Annotated in this window: 20 protein-coding genes; 12 read left to right on the forward strand and 8 right to left on the reverse strand. The window is 60.8% G+C overall.

Features of this window, described 5'->3' with window-relative positions; all coding sequences use genetic code 11:
* Both ACLFKU_RS39465 and ACLFKU_RS39470 read left to right on the forward strand, forming a co-directional pair.
* Window positions 1-1048, forward strand: a 1048-nt coding sequence (locus ACLFKU_RS39465) for a TrbI/VirB10 family protein (protein WP_410852820.1), incomplete at its 5' end; no start/stop codon positions are given.
* 143 nt (window positions 1049-1191) lie between these two features.
* The gene (locus ACLFKU_RS39470) at window positions 1192-1719 is read left to right on the forward strand and encodes a hypothetical protein (protein WP_410852821.1); all 528 of its coding nucleotides are present in this window, start codon (window positions 1192-1194) and stop codon (window positions 1717-1719) included.
* A 777-nt stretch (window positions 1720-2496) separates the two neighbouring features.
* On the opposite strand, the gene ACLFKU_RS39475 is transcribed toward ACLFKU_RS39470, so the two are convergent.
* From ACLFKU_RS39475 to ACLFKU_RS39490, 4 genes are all read right to left on the reverse strand, one after another.
* Window positions 2497-3513 carry a CAP domain-containing protein gene (locus tag ACLFKU_RS39475; protein ID WP_410852822.1) on the reverse strand — a complete coding sequence of 339 codons (1017 nt, stop codon included), beginning with the start codon at window positions 3511-3513 and terminating at the stop codon, window positions 2497-2499.
* 350 nt (window positions 3514-3863) lie between these two features.
* Window positions 3864-4244 carry a hypothetical protein gene (locus tag ACLFKU_RS39480; protein ID WP_410852823.1) on the reverse strand — a complete coding sequence of 127 codons (381 nt, stop codon included), beginning with the start codon at window positions 4242-4244 and terminating at the stop codon, window positions 3864-3866.
* Window positions 4245-4329: 85 nt separating this feature from the next.
* Window positions 4330-4704, reverse strand: coding sequence for a hypothetical protein (locus ACLFKU_RS39485; RefSeq protein WP_410852824.1), 375 nt, complete (start codon window positions 4702-4704; stop codon window positions 4330-4332).
* A gap of 287 nt (window positions 4705-4991) precedes the next feature.
* Window positions 4992-5675 carry a nuclease-related domain-containing protein gene (locus tag ACLFKU_RS39490; RefSeq protein WP_410852825.1) on the reverse strand — a complete coding sequence of 228 codons (684 nt, stop codon included), beginning with the start codon at window positions 5673-5675 and terminating at the stop codon, window positions 4992-4994.
* Between the two features lie 499 nt (window positions 5676-6174).
* Here ACLFKU_RS39490 and ACLFKU_RS39495 point away from each other — a divergent pair, with 499 nt between their 5' ends.
* The 10 genes from ACLFKU_RS39495 to ACLFKU_RS39540 all read left to right on the forward strand — a co-directional run bounded on the left by ACLFKU_RS39495 (window position 6175) and on the right by ACLFKU_RS39540 (window position 15982).
* Window positions 6175-6546 carry a hypothetical protein gene (locus tag ACLFKU_RS39495; protein WP_013094392.1) on the forward strand — a complete coding sequence of 124 codons (372 nt, stop codon included), beginning with the start codon at window positions 6175-6177 and terminating at the stop codon, window positions 6544-6546.
* Between the two features lie 125 nt (window positions 6547-6671).
* On the forward strand, window positions 6672-7100 hold the full coding sequence (locus ACLFKU_RS39500; RefSeq protein WP_176112173.1) for a hypothetical protein: 429 nt from the start codon (window positions 6672-6674) through the stop codon (window positions 7098-7100).
* 8 nt (window positions 7101-7108) lie between these two features.
* Window positions 7109-7969, forward strand: coding sequence for a hypothetical protein (locus tag ACLFKU_RS39505; RefSeq protein WP_410852826.1), 861 nt, complete (start codon window positions 7109-7111; stop codon window positions 7967-7969).
* Window positions 7970-7980: 11 nt separating this feature from the next.
* The gene (locus ACLFKU_RS39510) at window positions 7981-8514 is read left to right on the forward strand and encodes a single-stranded DNA-binding protein (protein WP_410852827.1); all 534 of its coding nucleotides are present in this window, start codon (window positions 7981-7983) and stop codon (window positions 8512-8514) included.
* 273 nt (window positions 8515-8787) lie between these two features.
* Window positions 8788-9969, forward strand: coding sequence for a tyrosine-type recombinase/integrase (locus ACLFKU_RS39515; protein WP_410852828.1), 1182 nt, complete (start codon window positions 8788-8790; stop codon window positions 9967-9969).
* Window positions 9966-11606: a tyrosine-type recombinase/integrase gene (locus tag ACLFKU_RS39520; RefSeq protein ID WP_410852829.1), complete on the forward strand. Its 1641-nt coding sequence runs from the start codon at window positions 9966-9968 to the stop codon at window positions 11604-11606. Before ACLFKU_RS39515 ends, ACLFKU_RS39520 begins: the two co-directional genes overlap by 4 nt.
* The gene (locus ACLFKU_RS39525) at window positions 11578-13602 is read left to right on the forward strand and encodes an integrase (protein WP_410852830.1); all 2025 of its coding nucleotides are present in this window, start codon (window positions 11578-11580) and stop codon (window positions 13600-13602) included. Before ACLFKU_RS39520 ends, ACLFKU_RS39525 begins: the two co-directional genes overlap by 29 nt.
* Entirely contained in the window at window positions 13580-14005 is a 426-nt protein-coding gene (locus ACLFKU_RS39530; RefSeq protein WP_368587423.1) for a hypothetical protein, read from the forward strand. The genes ACLFKU_RS39525 and ACLFKU_RS39530 overlap by 23 nt, the downstream gene beginning before the upstream one ends.
* A gap of 508 nt (window positions 14006-14513) precedes the next feature.
* Window positions 14514-15653, forward strand: coding sequence for a primase-helicase zinc-binding domain-containing protein (locus ACLFKU_RS39535; RefSeq protein ID WP_410852831.1), 1140 nt, complete (start codon window positions 14514-14516; stop codon window positions 15651-15653).
* Window positions 15654-15757: 104 nt separating this feature from the next.
* A complete protein-coding gene (locus ACLFKU_RS39540; protein WP_410852832.1) occupies window positions 15758-15982 on the forward strand; it encodes a hypothetical protein in 225 nt (74 codons plus the stop codon).
* Window positions 15983-16053: 71 nt separating this feature from the next.
* Here ACLFKU_RS39540 and ACLFKU_RS39545 read toward each other — a convergent pair whose 3' ends face one another.
* The 4 genes from ACLFKU_RS39545 to ACLFKU_RS39560 form a co-directional block, all read right to left on the reverse strand.
* A complete protein-coding gene (locus tag ACLFKU_RS39545) occupies window positions 16054-16278 on the reverse strand; it encodes a hypothetical protein (RefSeq protein WP_410852833.1) in 225 nt (74 codons plus the stop codon).
* Between the two features lie 41 nt (window positions 16279-16319).
* On the reverse strand, window positions 16320-16475 hold the full coding sequence (locus ACLFKU_RS39550; RefSeq protein ID WP_410852834.1) for a hypothetical protein: 156 nt from the start codon (window positions 16473-16475) through the stop codon (window positions 16320-16322).
* 105 nt (window positions 16476-16580) lie between these two features.
* The gene (locus ACLFKU_RS39555; protein ID WP_410852835.1) at window positions 16581-16946 is read right to left on the reverse strand and encodes a hypothetical protein; all 366 of its coding nucleotides are present in this window, start codon (window positions 16944-16946) and stop codon (window positions 16581-16583) included.
* On the reverse strand, window positions 16943-17959 hold the full coding sequence (locus ACLFKU_RS39560) for a PRTRC system protein D (RefSeq protein WP_410852836.1): 1017 nt from the start codon (window positions 17957-17959) through the stop codon (window positions 16943-16945). The genes ACLFKU_RS39555 and ACLFKU_RS39560 overlap by 4 nt, the downstream gene beginning before the upstream one ends.
* Between the last annotated feature and the right edge of the window lie 239 nt (window positions 17960-18198).

Raw genomic sequence — 18198 nt, forward strand, 5'->3', positions numbered from 1 at the left:
CTCCGTGCTGGAAATCGCCGGGTGTCGCCCTCGTGCACACCATGCGGCTCTGGCAGCAATGCTAACCCGCGTCTGGTTTCTCACGGCGGGCCAGCCACCACATCACGGAAAGTCATACTGCCTAAACGGACAGCCGACGGGCGCGCAGGCGCAGATTGTCAAGGGGAAGTCGCCACGCAACGCGCTCATCAGCGCGGGCGTGGTCGCGGCCGTCGTCATTGCGGCACTCGGCTTCTACTACCAGGTCAAGGAGAGCGCCAAGGCCGACGACGAGGCGAAACTGGCAAAGAAGGCCAAACAGGCAGAAGTGGTCGACAGGTCGAACAGCACGCAGGACGTCGACAAGATTATTGAGGATCAGCAATCGGCTGCACGACGGATTGCGGCGTCCGAGGCGAGAGCTGCCGCGTTGCCGCGCGCGGCTTCCGCTGCAGCGCCCAGCCTCGCGCCAGGTCTGACCGCGGATAACTTCGTCGCTGACCAGCGCACTCGCGAACTCAAGACACAGGCGGATACCGACGCAATTTACGCGTCGGCGATCTTCCGGCCCGGCGTCAAGGTCAAGGATTCCGGGACCGCGCAGGCGACCTTGCCACCTGGCATCCTCACGCCGCAGCAGATTGCCGCGCGACAGGCATCCGCCCAGCAGGCTGCCACCGGTGCAGCCGGTGCACAGGTCGCCGCAGCGCTGGCGGCAGCGGGCATTGGTCCGGAGGCCGGGCGTGGCGCCGTTTCATCGACGCAGGACCGCGACACGGCGTTTATCAGGACCGCAGCAGGGCAATCCGGCAATGGCGAGGATTTTTCCCGCGGTGGCTTCGTGGGGCAGGCGCACGGTTGCGTGCTTTCGCCGCCGCACCATATTCCGGTGCTCTCCATCGAAGGGCTGAATTCCGATCGTCCCGGCACCGCTGCGCTCATGGTGGAAAAGGACGTCTACGACAGCATTCGCGGTGACTGCCTGATGATCCCGAAGGGCACGATGATCACCGCGCCCTACAGTTCGGATACTCGAAAGCGCAGAACGCTGGAACGATCACTGGCCTGAACGGTGCATGGACGGCGACCAATCCGCTGGGCAATGTCCCGGCCGCGATCCTTGCGACCAATGGGCCAACCTCGGACGGTAACTCGGTCTATATCCGTCGCGACGGCGCGCTGACCTGGACGGGAGACCAGAACGTCAATCACGTGAGCCTCCACAACGTTCACGACCTGGATGCAGAGGGGACGGTAAGCGCGGCGAATGTTGGAGCCACGGGCGCGGTGGCGGCAAGCGGCGCGGTAGCCGCGGGCACGACGGTCACGGCTGGTACGACTGTCACCGCCGGTACGACGATTGGGATGGGCAGCGTGGGCTGGCCACGAACCGCTTGCCCGGCGGTGAATGCCATGGCCGGGGCAAGCGATGGTTCGGGACTAATTCTGTCGTGCCAGAACCTGTCGGGCGTTCTGCAATGGATGCCGGTTGGCGGACCGAAGCTTTGGTACGGCTATTACCCGATCGATACGGGTTCGGGAGTGACCATTCCGAGTCCAAGTTGTCCTGCAGGCGGCACACCTGGCATCTTCGTGTCAGGCAAGAGCTTCCAGGTCGATCCGACAGCGGCCGTCAAATTTCCAGTCTACGGTGCGGGCCCGTGGACGGTGTACATCACAGACGGCAACGATACCCCAGTTGCAGGAACTGCGGTTGCCTCGACGTATTGCTACTACTAAGGAAAAGGAATGAAGCTTTTAAGAAGGATCGGACTCTTGCTGTGCCTGGCTTTTGCGTCCGGCACGTCGATCGCAGGGCCGGCAAGGTGCTCGCCAGGCAACCAGGACTCGAGCTGCGTCGGAATGATCACGACAGTCTGGCAGGCGCCGCCGACGTGTCCGACAGATGCCGGATGGACGACCGTCGCCGCGGCGCAGTGGATCGGGTCACAATACTCGGCCCCACAGTGCAACTATCAGGCGCCACCTAGCTGCGCTCCCGGATATGACCAAATTAGCCTGGACTGGAACGGATCGGCGTGGGTCAACCTGACTTGCATTCCTCGGACCCCGCCACCGAAAACGATAGTGTCGGCCACAGGATTCTGGGTATGGGCGGATTGCGGCTCCTACAATGGGAGCAGCAAAACGGGTCCGATACCGCTAGCGGTCTATCGGGATATTTGGTCCGATGGGTCAACCACGTACTATCAGTTCTACTTCGGTAAGCAATACCCCGTATCGGTCGACAGTCAAGGTCGATACTACGTGAACGAGTTAGGCGACAATTGGGACACGGACCAGGGTAATGGCTACCCGCTTGCGTCTCTATTTGAGGTGGCTGCCGGTGATCCGAGCGCTTCGATTCCACCGCAGCCCGCATACGCATGTTCTGGTTCCAATCACTAAGCCATACCGGAGTTCGCAAGCGCTATTAAAACGTAGAGTCAACAAAAAAGCCCCATCAATTGCAGATGGGGCTTTTGCTACTGCACGCTCGGGGAACCATGGGGCACTTCAGCCCACGATGTTACCCGTCGTGAAGGTGAAGCTCCGCGAAAACGCGACTCCGTTACGCGTGCCGGTGAGCGATACCGAATAGGTCGTATTTGCAGTCAGCGGCGCAGCAGGGTATGCAACGGCTTCGAACGGCGACAGTTCCTGGTTTGGATCGCTAGCCGAATTGAGGACTTGCAGCGCAATAACGTTACCCGACGTGTCCGTGTAAGTGCCCGAAGTCAGCACGATCGTATCGGTCGCGTTGCCGACTACGGCGACTGGCATACCGAACGAACCCGAAGTATTTGGCGGCATTGGTGTTTCGCCACCTGACAAGTACGGGACACCAGTGGTGCCCTGGCACGGGAACGTCAGCGGCAGATTGCCCGCGAGCGGCTGCAGGTTCGCGATTGACACAGACGACTGGACTTCTGGAAAGCCGTTGTATGTCAATTCATTCCAGCCCACGCCGATTTCCGTAACTGGCAAAGCGGCGACTGCGATGTGGTAGACGCCGCTCATCCACGCGTAGGCGATCCGCTGTCCGTACTCCGGCTCGGTGAGCGTGGCATTTGTGTAGAAACCCGCGCTTGCGCCCCCGGTATAGACGCCCGATCCCGGGAATCCGAAGTGAGCCGCGCGATCGGCGTACGTGACGCCGGTATAGCCAGCTTTGCCGGCCACCTCCGAATCGGTGATCGCGCCGCCATTCTGGCCCATGTAGGATGCGTGGGCCTGCGCGGCCTGATCCAGTTGGGTGTTCTCAACGAAAGCCGGGAAACCGCACTGCTGCCGTTGCTGGTTGAGCGTGTTGAAAACGGCGAGTTGTGCACTATTGGCCGCGTACTGCGGCGTCGTTACGTTTGCGCTGGTCGGGGTGGACGCCGGCGGGGTACTGCTGCTCCCGTTGTTGCTGCTGCTGCCACTGCTGCTGCTACCGCCGCCGTCACCGCCGCCCCCGCCACCGCCGCATGCAGCCAGGGCAAGCACGGCCGCGAAAGAAACGGCTGTCAGAGTGGAAATGTTCTTCTTCATTATTGAATCCTTGGATTTGTTGTTGGCTGTGCCCCTTGCACGACCTTGATTCCATGTTAGCGATCTCATCGCAAAGTCAAGTCGCGTCCGGTCGCGCTCCCGAAATCGTCGGGCGATCGCACCGTGGCCGTTGCGCATTCTAGTGATAACGGACATTCCTCGTAAGAATTGAGCGAGGCGCTCAGTATGTGGTCCAGAGATGCCCGCGGGAGAGGCGGTGAACGCTCACGCAGGACATGCGAAGCGGTTATGCACCTCGATCTTCGTGTCGTTGTTCGAGACCACATAGTGCGTGGTACAGGAACGGCAGGGAGCAACGGTCAGCCGGGTGTCGGCAGCCATCGAACGGGTCAGATTCCAGCCGCGATCGGCAGAGATGAGCCGGCTTTCGAACAGGCGCGCATAGATATCGTTCGTCGCAATGAGCGCCTCGGGTGCGTTGGCGTCCATCGCAATCGCCGACCGGTACGCATGTGCTCCCCAAGGATCTTGCGGGTCGAGTGCGCAACTTCTTCGCTTTCGGCCACGATCGAGGCGATCAGAGCTTCATCCAACTGGCCACCAAAGAACTGCCGCGCGGCCTGACTGAGTTCGTTCTGGTTGGGGATATGGACGAAGGTGGGAGGCAACGACTCTTCCAGCGCATCAGATCCGTCTGCACCGCCTGCGTCGGGTCGGGTCGGGTCGAACTCGTCGTTGTTGACTTTTTTCAGGTCCTTGCTGTTGCTCATGATTGTGTGTGTCCTTGCTCAAATCGGTGGAAGCCGGTTCGCAGGTGTTGCGCGAAGCGAAGCCGACGGAAGTCTGTCGGTGACGCTATGCGTGTGAGGCCGCGTGGTGGTTGCCCGGCCCGCGATAGGCGTCGATCAGCCTTTTGACTTCCCGGGGCGTAAGGAGCGGGACAGCTTTTCTGGCTTGCACGATGAAGGAGACGAGTTCATCGGTCGCCCGGAAAAGCAGGCACATATCGGTCAGGCGGAGGTGCCGGATGGCTTCCGGATTGGTCCCGAATTGCTGGTGGCACCGGAGGTAGAACCTGGCGCTGAAGCGGGAGAGCTTCAATTCGCGCTCGACGAAGCTCAATGCCCAGTTGGTGGCGTGCTGCCGTACCAGAGGCGTGTCGCCGAGGTTCTGCGTCCGGTCCTGCTGGACAAGATGCACGATGTCGGCAATCGCCTTCGCGATCATCATGTGTAAGCCGGCCGCGGAGCGGTCTTCTGAAGAGTCTTTAACGTTTCTCATTTCTTTTCTGTTCTGTTTCCGTGTGGCGTGACGCTGCACTCTGACCTTTCTGATGCGCGTAGCACTCATCCCCTGGCCAGAATACGCTTCGTTTTTCGCCCGTTTCGGCTGAAAGGCGCACGATTACATGCAGCTTTTGTGACAACCGGCACTTTTGCGCGAAGCAAAGGTTGAATCGGCAAGCATTCGGGAACCTTTAGAAATTCCGGGCAATTTATTTAGGGTTTTCCCTCGGTTCATGCGGATTGCATCACGTGTATGCGATGCGCATGAATTGCCGCGTCACCGGTGACAGCCACCGCCTGAATTGCGCGCCAGGGGTGGTGCACGTTCACCGGTAGATCGCCCCTCGCGTCGTGGCGTGCCTGGCGGGCTCGCAGCCATTGATGCAGGTCGGCGCGACGAATCAGATTGGCGGGCAGGGCGGCCGAAATTTCGCAGCGGTCACTCGCGAACACACCCAGACCTTCAACCGGCCAGATGCCGGGCAACACACTCCGCAGGAAACCAACCTTGGACCGGTTCTGGCGAAGCGGCGAGCGGCGTGTTTCGCGTTGGCCGTCCGCGCCGACGCGCACAACGGTTTGCGCGTCAGGGCCGGGCAGGATGCTGCCCGCCCAGTTCTTGGTTTCGATGACGAAGATGCCGAAGGGCGTGATCGCGAGATGATCCAGTTCTGCCGTCGGAAAGTCGGTCCCCGGCGCGTGGTTCAGCAGCAGGGCGCCCGGGTGGAGGTAGAAGTTTTCGCCGCACAGCCATTGCAGCGCGGAGCGAAGTTCCGCCTGCACGAGCGCCTCGCCTTCGTCGCCGCTTTTCTGGTTGCGCGTGGCGGGTGGATTGCTTGTGTCGGGCTTGCGTTGGCGCGTGAGTGCCCGCCAGGCGAATACGCAACCGGACACGACAAGGATGGTCGTCAGCATCGTGGGAACCTCGTTGAGTGGAGATGAGTTCCAGTCTGCCGCGTAATTTTCGAAGTCAAGTCGTCGCGGAATCGACGCAGAAACCTGGAAGCTTTCTTTCCGCCTTCATTCAATCCCGAAAAGCTATATGGTTTAGTCGAGCTTTCCGGGTTAAGGCCGTCAGCCGGCTGACGCAATAGCGCGAGCAGCCACCAGGTGCGAGACCCGCCTGCCTTTTAAGCTGCACGACTTTCGCGAGCATTCAGATCTGCTGCGAGGTTCGGGCGCGGTAATCTAGGCTCATCTCCGCGTCGTCCCCGACGCATCGACATGCGTGACGGTAGTCGCGCGTCCGTTCTGCCTCTCCCTCATCTTTTTTCCGTGCTGGTGTTCCCGTATGGGCCCTTTCCGGGTTCCTACGAAAGCGCCTCGCGCCGAGTTTCCTTGCTCGTCCCGAGCATCGAAACCACCGGACGTTGTCCGGACATTCCCTTGTGCGTGAATTTTTCTGGAGAGTAAAATGCTGAAAGTTCTGTTCAACGGTGCCCTGAAGACACCGGGCAAGCTGGTCGCCCTCTGTCTGGTCGCCTATCTCGCGACCATTTCGTTTGTGGTCTCCGGCTTGCTCATCCTGCTCGCTGCTCGCTGGGTGTACAAGGCGATGATGAAGAAGGCCAAGGAAATTGAAACTGCCGAAGCCGAAGCGCAAGCCGCACGCATCGAGACTGAAAAACTCGCTGCTGCTGCCAGAGCTGCTGACGCCGCGAAAGCTCGCACCGCTGCCGTTGCACACGCAACTGCGGCTGCGAACGACCCGGCTGCTCAACCGGCACCGATGAAGCAATATGCAAAATCGGCTGTCGTTGTTCCGTTCAAAACCGGTACCCAATAACCGGGGTACTGTCACCACCTACCGTCACCAGGGCTTATGCCCTCGGTGACGGCACCTCAACCCATGCCGGGAATCCATTCCCGGTTACGGGTCATTGGATTGCCGGCCAGACACCGGAGCAATCCATGGAAACGCATGTGGCTGCCTGGCAGCTGGACATGTTCGGCGATTCCTCGCCGGTTCTCGTCACTACCCCCCGGCCTGACCCTCTTCCCGATCCGCAGTTCTGGAGCGCAACGGTTCGCGACAGGATGATCGACGCCCTGATCTCCTTCGCGAGTGACAGCCGCCGCGGCGACCGCATGCCTGAGTCGCTGATGGACTGCGCGGAACTGCTCTCCGAGCGTCTGCGTAACCGCAAGATCGACGTCGATGACTACCGCGCGACGCTCGGCTGGATCATGGGCTACTGGAATGGCGCGCTGCCTTATGTCTACGTCTGCAAGGTCAACGGCATTGATCCGGAGACGATGCAGGACGTCATCATGAGCACGCCCCTGCTCGCGCGCGATCTGCGCGAGCTGCAACGCATGTGCTTCGGCACGTTGTTGTAGGAGGCAGCATGGCAAACGCTGGATCACTCCTTACCCGCGTACTCGCGGACCTCTTCCCCGGCAAGTCCGCCGCACAACCCACCTCACCATTACCCCAGGCCAGCGCACCGGCCGCACCCGTCCAGACGCCCGCGCCTCCCACAACCAGTAGCGTCGGTATGCCGCACGAGATAGGGCAGGGAGCGGCAAACGAAACGGTGGTGATGATTGGGGACACGCCGCACCTGTTCGTCGACGAGGGCGATCACATTGTTGAGTTCATCCCCGCCTTCGATGACCACACCGAGGAAACCGAGTTCGGCCTGAAGATCGTGCCCGATCTCGCTCCCCACTGGTCACAGGTAGCTTCCCATCGTTGCACGCTCAAGGATGCGATCGTCACCGCGATTCGTGGGGGCAGCACATCGGGGGGCAGCACATCGCTCAACATCCCGAAGTCGGAGTCACGTGACACGAATGAAGCGCCGACCCCTGAAGCTGGGCTTGCTGCTTCGCACGTGAGTGGCGATGAGGACCGGCCAGCACGCGGCAGCGCCGCGCGCGCCCGAACGCGAGGTGAGTCGAATGACGCCGCGGTGACGGGTCGCATCCTGTCCTGGGGAGAAGAGCGGTTCCCGGATCGCAACAGGCCCGGGCGCTTTTACAAGTCATTCGCCATGCACATCGACACGACGACCGGCGAGCGAACGCTTCAGGGTGAAGGCCTGAAGGACGCAATCGCGGAATGTCACTGCGTCGTCGGTGATGTTGTTTCTGTGCGGCGCCTGCGCAAGATCAAGGTCCCGGCATTCCGTAGCGATGGCAGTCCGGTCATGGTCGAAGGCAAACAGGTCATGTGGGACAAGTGGCTATGGTCAATTACTAAATAGAGGAAATCAGAATGGCATCTGTTAATAGGGTAATTCTCGTCGGCAACCTCGGCGCAGATCCTGAAGTTCGTTATCTTCCAAGCGGCGACGCCGTGGCAAACATCCGTCTTGCGACGACCGATCGCTATAAGGACAAGGCCTCAGGCGAGATGAAGGAAGCGACCGAGTGGCACCGCGTCTCGTTCTTCGGGCGCCTCGCCGAAATCGTGTCCGAGTATCTGAAGAAGGGCTCGTCCGTGTACCTCGAAGGGCGCATCCGCACGCGCAAGTGGCAGGCGCAGGACGGCACCGATCGTTATTCGACCGAGATCGTCGCGGAACAGATGCAGATGCTCGGCGGCCGCAGTAGTGGCGACAGCGGCGGTGACTTCGAACAGCGTGGTGGCTCGCGTGCCAGCCGGCCCGCGCCGGCCTCGCGTTCCAGTGAATCGCGAGCGCCGGACAATATTGGCACCCGCGCGCAACCTCCGCAGCCGTCTCATGGCGGTGGCGGTGCTCCGCGCGGCGGTGGCTTCGAAGAGATGGATGACGACATTCCATTCTGAGGTCTCGTAACCGAAAACTGTAAAGATCAACCCCGCCTTTTGGTGGGGTTTTTCTTTTTGTATCTGGGATTCCGAGCTTTCCTTGACCCGCAACATTTGCCGGAGAGGTACCGCGGCTGCCGGCGATTCTTTGTTCGTAACTATTACCGTCAAGGTCGGGCGCCGACGGCCCGGACGGGTGGCCTTCGCCGGGGGCTGCCACGAAAAAGTCGTAAACATTGCCTACGTTGAATCGGAAGCATCAGGGAGAAGCCGATGCATACCCCATTTCACGTGGTCACGTTCCTGCATCCGGGCGGCGAACGTCTGCCGATCCTGCTGGACGCCGAGAGGCAACCGATACCCTGGGTCAACGCGTATCTGATCGGACGGCTGCGCCCCCGGCTGTCGGTCAGCAGCCTCGTCAAGACGCTGTACGTTCTGGGCTATCTGTGGGCATGGGCGTCGACGGAAGCATTTCCCCTTGAGGCGCGACTCGTATCCGGCGAAGGGCTCACGCAGGACGAAATCGTCAGCCAGCTCTACCCATGGCTACGGCGCAACTTCCGGGTGGCGGGGAAGGTCCGCAAGCTGGTTGTCTCACTTGGCACCGTGACATTCCGGCTGAACGTCGTTTCGCAATGTGTCGTGTGGCACCTCGAGTGCGCGATGTCGGCGATGCCCGTGGGCAGCCCGAAAATCCGTGACATACGGGCACGGCTGACGCTCATCGAGCGCAGCTTTGCGACTGCGGCGCGAGCCCGCCTGCCATCCGCCGTGCACGCGGCGCCGCTGTCCGACGACCGGCTGCAGCGGCTATTGCAGATCTGCCATCCCGACGCTGGCGACAATCCTTGGAAAAAGCCGTATCGCCAGCGCAACTACCTGATCGTGTTGATGATGGCAACACTCGGCGTGCGGCGGGGTGAACTGCTCAAGCTCCGGGTTTCGGACTGCCACCTGGCCCGCGCCATTCCCGAAATCCGCGTCGAGCGCTCGCCTGACGATCCCGCTGATCCACGGATCAACGAGCCGCACGTCAAAACCGAGTCGAGACATCTGCCGTGCGATGCCTGGCTGGCCAGATACCTCAACGAGTACATCTGTAGAACGCGCCGAGCGGTTCCCGGAGCCAGTAGGAGTCCATTCCTGTTTCTGAGCCGGGGTGGGCAGCCGATGAGCCTCGCGCGCGTGAACGGTCTGCTTGATCAGGTTGCCGCCGTTCATCCTGAGTTCGACGACCTGCACCCGCACTGCCTGCGCAGCACGTGCGCGATCAACTTCCGGGCAGCTGGGCTGCGCAACGGCCTGGATGAAGAGCGTATCGACAAGGACATGATGTACTTCTTCGGCTGGCGCTCGGCCGACTCGGTGAGGCCGTATATCGACGCTGCGATCCGGCGGGAATCATGCGAGATCAGCCTGAGCTACCAGGCTTCGCTCTTCGGCAGTTCAATCGTCGGGAGCGACGTGTGACGAACGGTGACGTGAACCGGGCCATGGCCGCGCACCTGCGGCGGTACGGACTGCCTACGTTGCCAGATTACATCGTGGACCGCGATGGACGGCGGATGGATCTCAACGGCCTCGTATGGAAGTTCAATGTCGTCACCGCACACGTTGCAGTCGACTGGTCCAGCCTCGCCGACTGCAACGTGATCGTGAGCTATGTGCTGCGGCGATGGGCGGTACAGCTTCTTACACAACAGTCCGGTGGGACCGTCGCGGGTGCTATTAAGACAACGGCGGCAGCGCTGAGTGGGCGGCCCGTCTGTGACGATATGTCGACCGGCGAACTGCAGGTGCTGTGGCAGCATCTCTCGGTAATCGATGATCCGTTGCGGCTGCGTGCAGCCCTGCGCGCCTCGGTGGAGAAGGCAATTCAGGTCCTTCGTGTACGGAAAGCGATGGACGATTTTTACGTCCTGCGCAGCTGGTATATCTGGTCATCAGAAATGCTGGACTGCCTTGGTTTCGACGTGGAGTTCGCTCTGGAACTCGATGAAATCCGGATCCCAACGCGGCCATCGCGCATTGCCGTGGAACTGGACGACGAGGAGTGCGGCCCGCTCTGGGATACGGAGGTGACGCTGCTCCGTCGCGCGCTGCTCGACGACAGATCTATGGAGCGAGGCGACGTGATGCAGCGCACGGCCGTCGCGCTCAGTCTTGCGTATGGCCGCAATCCGGCCAACTTCTGCCTGCTGCGTGAGACGGATCTGAGGAACGCTCTCGACGGATTCGACGTGCCTGCCCACTGGGTGCTGGCCATTCCGAGAATCAAGAAGCCGGGCGTTGGCGTGCGACAGGTGTTCGTCGAGGAGCCTGTCAGCGGTGAGTTGGTAGACCTCTTGAGGGAATTGATTGAGGTCAACAAGACAGTCGACTGCGGCAACCGTCCCAGGCCGCTCTTCATGCGATGCGATGTCGACGAATGGCATGAGGGGACGGATACGGGCGAATACGCGTACCACATCACTGCCCAGTCGTTCACTCGACTGGTACAGCAGTTCTCAAAGCGCATGGATCTCGTATCGCCTCGCACCGCGCGTCCCCTTCGCATCAGCTCGCGCCGGTTGCGTTACACGTTCGCGACGACGATGGTCGAACTTGGCGTATCGAGAAGGGTTCTGGCTGCAATGCTCGACCATTCGGATACACAACACGTCCAGGTCTATTACTCGCTGAAGGGGAAGCGGCTGACCACCATCCTTGACCGTGCCGCCGCGCTGAAGATCGGGCCGCTGATGAGGCTGTTCCGTGGGACGGTGGTGCCGTCAGCGTCATATGCCGTGAACGGATCTGATCCCAAGAAAAGCATCCGGTTTGTTGGAGACGTGTCGGCTGTACCGCCGGTTGAAATTGGCGCCTGCGGACAGGAGCGCCTCTGCGCCCTTGATCCGCCGTTCTCTTGCTACCTCTGCCCTAAATTCCAGCCTTATGCGGAAGCAGACCATCAAGCCGTTCTGAACGAACTGCTCGCGAGCCGCGAGGACCGTCAAACGAAGTACGGTTCGCGCCTGTCGATCCAGCTCGATGATGTCATCTATGCCGTTGCGCAGGTCGTCCGGGAGGTTGAAGACTATGTCCGCCGACTTCGCAAGAAGACGTAAATCGATGGCCGCGCCCACCTGCTCGGTCGGCGTGCTGTCGGCTAACTGGATCGTCAACCGTGCGGCGCTTGTATCCAGAGCCAAGGCTGCAGTTCCGTTTGCGGGCGTGGCTTGGGACAGTTCGACCTGGGACGTGTCAGAGACCTACCGGCACCGCACCCGCGCGTACAAGGCAGACCGGCCTGCACAGCGGTTGCTGTTCACACAACATAGCACCATGCCTCGCATATATGGTGCGCCGCTGTGCGGCCCGTTTGGTGATGTCGTGAAGTCGCTCGTGTGTCTGCGGCATCGTCAACGGGGCCAGTCGGCGGGCAGCCACATGGTGTTCGTTCGGGCCGCACGCTACGTATTCGATGCGCTTGCGGATCGTGATCACGACATCGGGGAACTGACGGCGGACCACCTGGACGCCGCTGCTGCGGTGCTGTTCGAACGTGAGTGTGAGTCATCCGCATACAAGGTCGTCGGCCATATGGAAGAGTTTGCGGACGCACTGGATCGTAATGGTCTGTGTCGCCTGCGACTTGACTGGCGCTGCCGGCGTAAATCCCGTCCGCGATCGATGACGCCTGACCGTATCGACGCTGCGGCTCGGGAGGCCAGGCCAGCGAGCCGTCTGCCAGATGAGGACGCCGTCCGGGCGATCGGTTACCTATACCAGCGGATTCCGCGCGGCGCATCGCCGCATGATCCGGTCAGTGCCGATCGCATCATGATCCTGATCACAACCGTGATGGTGTGTACCGGCTTGCGTATCGGCGAAATGCTAACCCTGCCCGAGAAGCCACTCTTGCTGGCCGAGGACGGCTGCAAGATTCTGCGCTATGCGCGCTTGAAGGGACGGGCCGACGATGTGGCCGTCGAGTGGGAAAGCAAGCCATTGCTGACGGAAACGGAGGAGGTCGTCGAGGAGGCGCTGACTGAACTGCGCGAAACAACACGGGGAGCGCGGCAGGTCGCCCGCGCCTTCCATGAATCGGGTGAGCTGCTCACAGCCATACCGTTGCCGGTGGAAATTGTTGGCCCCTCGTTGCACGCGATACTGGGATTGCGCAGCAATGCGGTTGCGCAGTTCCTGAAAGCGCGGAGCATTGCGTACAAGATTGTTGGCGGGAAGATACGCGTCTCTCGCGGCGCGTTGCTGATAGGAATCAGGGCCGATCACTGGATGTCGCCCACGATACCGGGCGCGCCCGGCCGCGGCCTCGCACTCCACGAAGCGCTCTGCGTTGCGTATACGAACCAGATGCATCGCGGCACCCGGACGACGCTGACCTATGCGGCGCGTCCGATCACGGACCAGCAGGTGCGCGACTTCCTGACCGGGCGTGGTGTCATCAGCTCGGTCTTCGAGCGCTACGCGATCGTCGACAGTAAGGGTGGCCGCATAAACGTCCGCTCGCATGGATTCCGCCACTTCCTGAATCACGTGCTCGATGAGGGTGGTGCGCCGGATCTCGTCCAGACCAAGTGGTTCGGGCGCAAGCACGCGGCCGACACCAAGGCCTATCAGCACATGACGCCCGGCCAAAAAGCCATGCAGGTAGTGACGGACATCATGAGCGGTCGCATCAGCGGTGCCGTGACGGAGATAGCGACGGTATTGCCAGTCGAGCGCGCGCACACGTTTCTGTCAGCACGCATCCATGCCGTCCATGATGTCGGGCCGGGGATGTGCATCCACGACTTCCAGATGGCGCCATGTCCGCGTCATCTGCAGTGCTCGGCCAATTGCGACGAATATATCTGGCTGAGGCACGACGCGCCGCGATCAGACGAACTCAAGAGACAGGCAGCCGTCGTCTACGTGAGCCTGCAGAATGTCCAGATGCGGATCGACGGACAGGCGCTGGTCGAACCGGACTGGATGAGGCACCTGCGTAGCCGGTACGGGCAGCTGATGGCGCAACTGGCGACCTTGGACTTCGATGAAGCTGACCTTGTGCGCTATATCGACGAAGGGGGCTGCAATGCCGAAAGCGATCCGGGCTAACTCGAAGATCAGCGAGCGCAAGGCCGCGGGGATCGTCGCTGAACTTGATCGCTGGCGGGACGGTGAACTCGGCATAAAGCTCACATGGGAGCGGATCGAAGCGTTCTCCGGGTTCACACGCCAGGCACTCAGTCGCCACCCTGACATCTTGCGCGCCTACCAGCAAGCGAAGCATGCACTCGCGGCTCCGGATCGACGTTCCCGGTCGCGGTCCCGTAGTGACGAGCTCACGTATCTTGATCAGACCGTCGAGAGTCTACGTATGCAGATTCGACATTATGAAACATTGGAGCAGCAGTGGCTGCAGCGTTGGCAGCGCATTGCGTACCATTGTTCCCGAAAAGGCATGAGTATTGAGGAATTGGATCGTCCGCTGGATGACCTCAACCGGAAAGGTACGTAGAGGCGAAAGCAGGGTCGATTGCGCGAGGATTCACCGAATTGGCGGTTGGGCACACGCTTTACACTGAATCGTGACTCGCGCTCCAGGCGCATCGACCGATTGCCCAGCAGGCACGGGCACGTCCAGCGCCAATCTTTACGAATCAGTCCGCCCAACGTCGCGACGGTCGGCCCGTTCTGCGTCGCGTGGCAATGTTTACGCAATTACGGGACAGAACCGTTCGGCGGTTTTCACACCCGTTCAGCGTGGTCGATCATCTGATCCCGGAAAGGCTCACCGTTCCTCCAGTTCTTCTCCCGTAACACCTCACCTTCGCAACGACACGCCTTCGGGCGTGTCGTGCGACGGATCTTCTGCATCGGCCGTTCGCGCCTGTCTTTCTTCTGTATCCAGCCAGCACGTCTGCTGAAAAAAGCTGCCCGCCAGTGCGCGGACCGCTTTTTTGAGCACGCGTTCTTACGCCTGTCTCAGGCACCGACCTAACCCACTTCCGCAAAGGAGAGTGACTATGAGTTTGAATGGAAGGGAACTCACGCCCGAGCAGTACACGTGGCTACAGCGCAAGCTGAAGGAGTTCACGCGCTCCCCGGAGCAATGGATCTCGCTCCTCGTGAGCTATGGCGTGCCTGCTGACCGATTGACCGGCAAGGCGTGTGCGTGTCCCGTTTGCGGCGGCGACGATCGCTTCACCTACGACAACAAACGTGGGCGGGGCGACTGGGTATGCCGCCATTGCAACAACGGCGACGTGATGGCGGGCGACGGCCTTCAGCTGATCACACGTGTCAACCGGATGGGGCTGTACCGGCTGATGCGCGAGATCGACGGTGGTTCTGCGCCGCGGGCAATCCGTCTGGCTGGCACTGCTGAACCGCCAAAGCCGAAGCGTAAGGCAAGCCCGGAGTTCACCGCCAGGCGTCTGAGCTCGATGTGGGATGCGGCAAAACCACTGTCGGCGGGCGACCTTGTGATGCGCTACCTGGGCGCCCGCGTGCTTGGCCTGCGCGTTGCACCTTCGCCGGCGCTTCGGCTTGGCATGCTCGAGTACCGGCACGAGAAGAAGGTGATCGGCAGCTGGCCAGGCATTCTCGCGCGGTTCGAATTGCCCGATGGACGTCTGGGTACGCTGCACCGGACGTTTCTGGAACGGTCGACGCCCGCAAAGGCGCTGATCGTATCGGCCGAGGGCGAAATCCTTGACCCGAAACTCAACGACATGACGCTCAATCCGCTTGCGGGCGGAGCAGTGCGTCTGATGGAGCCAGTCAATGGCGAAATCGGTGTCGCCGAGGGGCTCGAGACGGCCTGTGCTGCGCACATGCTCTTCGATGTGCCGACGTGGTACTGCCTGAACATCGGTCTACTGCGTCAGTTCGTTGTGCCGGAAGGTCTGGGTATTCGCGTCGTGCACATTTTTGTCGACTTCGACGCTGTCGATCCAAAGACCGGCAAATCTGTCGGGGTCGCAGGTGGCGTCGAGCTCGCGAAGCGTCTGAGAGCCGAAGGGTTCACGGCCATCGTTCACCGGCCGCGTGTTCGCGGAACCGACTTCGCTGACGAGTGGGTTGCACGGTGCGCGAATGCGGTGCCGTCGACGGAGAACTGTTGCGGCGGTGTGAAGGCTGCTCAACTCGCAGCGCTCGCCTGAACCATCGCAGTAAGCGCGGCTTTCGCCGCACCTCTTTTATCTTGCCCGGTGGGGATATTTCCCACCGGGGAATATCTCGTCGGGCTATTTTTCTGGAGAAGAAAATGCGCTCGTTCCAGGTTCTCGTGGGTGGGTTCGCGATCGTTGCTACGAACGGTGCCGAAGGCGGCCGTCAGCCGGTCGTCAAGTCTGAAGCAGTGGCCTTTGATGTGATTGACCGGAAGGCAACGGGCAATACCCAATACGCCAGCCGTGACCAGAGCTTCGATGAAGCGTGGGACTTTTGCGCCCGCCGTCTACTTGTTACCGGGGCTCCCCGGCCGCACTGATCAATATAGAGAAACGGCTCCCCCAAGGTTATTGGGGGAGCCGTTTTTTTCGCCTGCGCGTTTCGCCAATTTCAGGATTTCAGGATGGCCAGGCATACCACCACAACGATAGCGAAGACCTTCCACAGCCGCCAGATTTCGCTCGACCAGATCGCGCCAGCCGCACCCGTCATCAGCAGTATGACGCAAAGGTCCATGTCCACCACGTGCTTGCTCGCGAGCATCGCGGCGAACCACCACAGCGCGACCGACGCAACAAATATGATCGCGCGGCGTGCGAAGAACGGCAGTCCCATGAACCTGCTGTAATACGAAGTCGGACGTTCGATCGGGTCCATTACTCAGCACCCTTCTTCCGGTTCGTGTACCAAACGAGCACATCGTAGCTGTACCAGCCTGCGATGCCGGTGGCCGCGGCCGTCGCAAAAAACACCCACGTACGCAGCTCGCCGAGCGGCAGGCCGCCGCGGACGATTTCGATCAGTTCCAGCATACAACCTCCAGTTAATGTTGCACCGGTGCAAGGCGCGGCGCGCCATGAACACACCGATGCGATAACCCATCTTCGCATCACCAAACAGAAGTCAAGTCGCCACGCTCAGATGAATGAGCCGAACGCATCGGCTATTTCATTGACGTCGTAACTCCTGGCTGGGTCGCCGTCGTTGGAAACAGCGGGACTCCGTTCGACGCTGGCAGTAGCTTCTGGCACAACGCGTGGGGCCTCTTCCGGTTGACGCAACTGAGCGGCTGCCAGTTGCGTTCCCGACGATAACGGAGAGTCACCTGCAAACGAAGCCGCTGCGTTCGTGCCTGCTGATCCTTGCCCGCGTAGGGCGGACTCGGCAAGCGAACGAAGCAGAGCGGCCCGCTCCCTGTATGACGATGCCTGGCTCAGTCGCGCATGGAGAAGCGGCGTGCTCACCGCGTCGATGACCAGCTTCATGTCGAACTTCTCGCTCATGCTTTAGCAGTAGCACGCTCGCGCGTGAGGCCAGCTTCGCCGACGATCAGAAAGCCCTTTACGTTCGCCATGCAGGGCGACTCGATGACTTCCAGCATGACGCGCGGGAATGCCTTCCGGATGGCGGGCACATACAGGGGACCGGCGCCCCCCGACAGGATGATCGATCGCGCGTTCGTGAGTTGGCCGACGTTGTTCTGCATTTCCTTGACGACACCCGCGATGACCGGTTGTGACTGTTCCAGGTATGGGTCAAGGTCGATGTCGTTGCCATAGAAAAAGAATGGCTTGCGCTCGCGCAACGCCTTGTCAATGCGTTCGATATCCTCCACCTGTTCGTCCTGGTCGCGCGAAATGAGTGCCGCGATCCGTTGATAGATCTGCGATGCACCGCCCGGGATGCCGTCGCTTCGCTTGTCGTCCATCGTGAAGCCGTTCGCATAAACCCAGTCGGTCGTGAAATAGCCAACGTCGATGACAAGATGCGCGCTGTCCCGACCGAACTCGCTCTGGCGGTTGGCCGACGCAGCGACGAGCGAGCCAAGCGGCTGCGGGATGACTACCACCTTGTCTACGGTAACGCGTCCTGCACCGAAATCGAAGGCGCCTGTGAAGCGGTCACGCAAGGCGCTCGAATACTTCTTCATGTTGTGGACGGGTAGGCCGAGCACCAGACGTTCGATATGTGTCACGCCGGCGAAATGAACCGCGCCGGCGAGCAGGGCCGCGTAGCTGTCGGAGAGGACGAAGTCATTCGAGAGGGCGCGGCCGGTATTGCCGTAAGCCGCAGTCAGGGATACATCGGGCCCGACCTCATACTCGATCTGGTCGATGACGATGGTCACGACCTTGCGTGACGCGAGCACGCTGTCGCCGTAGCCGGACAGTGCACGGCTCGCCGCAAGCGGGGCGAGCGACGGAAACATACCGGTGGCGATGCTGCCGCTGGCTGCGCGATGTGCATACTTGGTGTTGCCGTAGCCGACGTCGACTGCGAAGACGGAAGTTTTCAAGATGACTCCATTCGATTTGAGGGATCGCGATGAAGTGACAGAAAACTGACAGATAAGTATCAGTTTGTTCCGCCACATCTCACGTGAACCGGCGAACTATCAGATAACTGACACTTAAGGCATTGCTGATCAAGTCCACCGCATAGCTACTCGGAGCGTTATAGAGCGGAGTGGATAAGGAAGGCAGAACAGGATGAAGCAGCAGACGCTGGCGATGGAAGCTGACGAAGGTGCGGGTT

The organism is Paraburkholderia sp. EG304 (assembly GCF_046543485.1).
GTDB lineage: Bacteria > Pseudomonadota > Gammaproteobacteria > Burkholderiales > Burkholderiaceae > Paraburkholderia > Paraburkholderia youngii.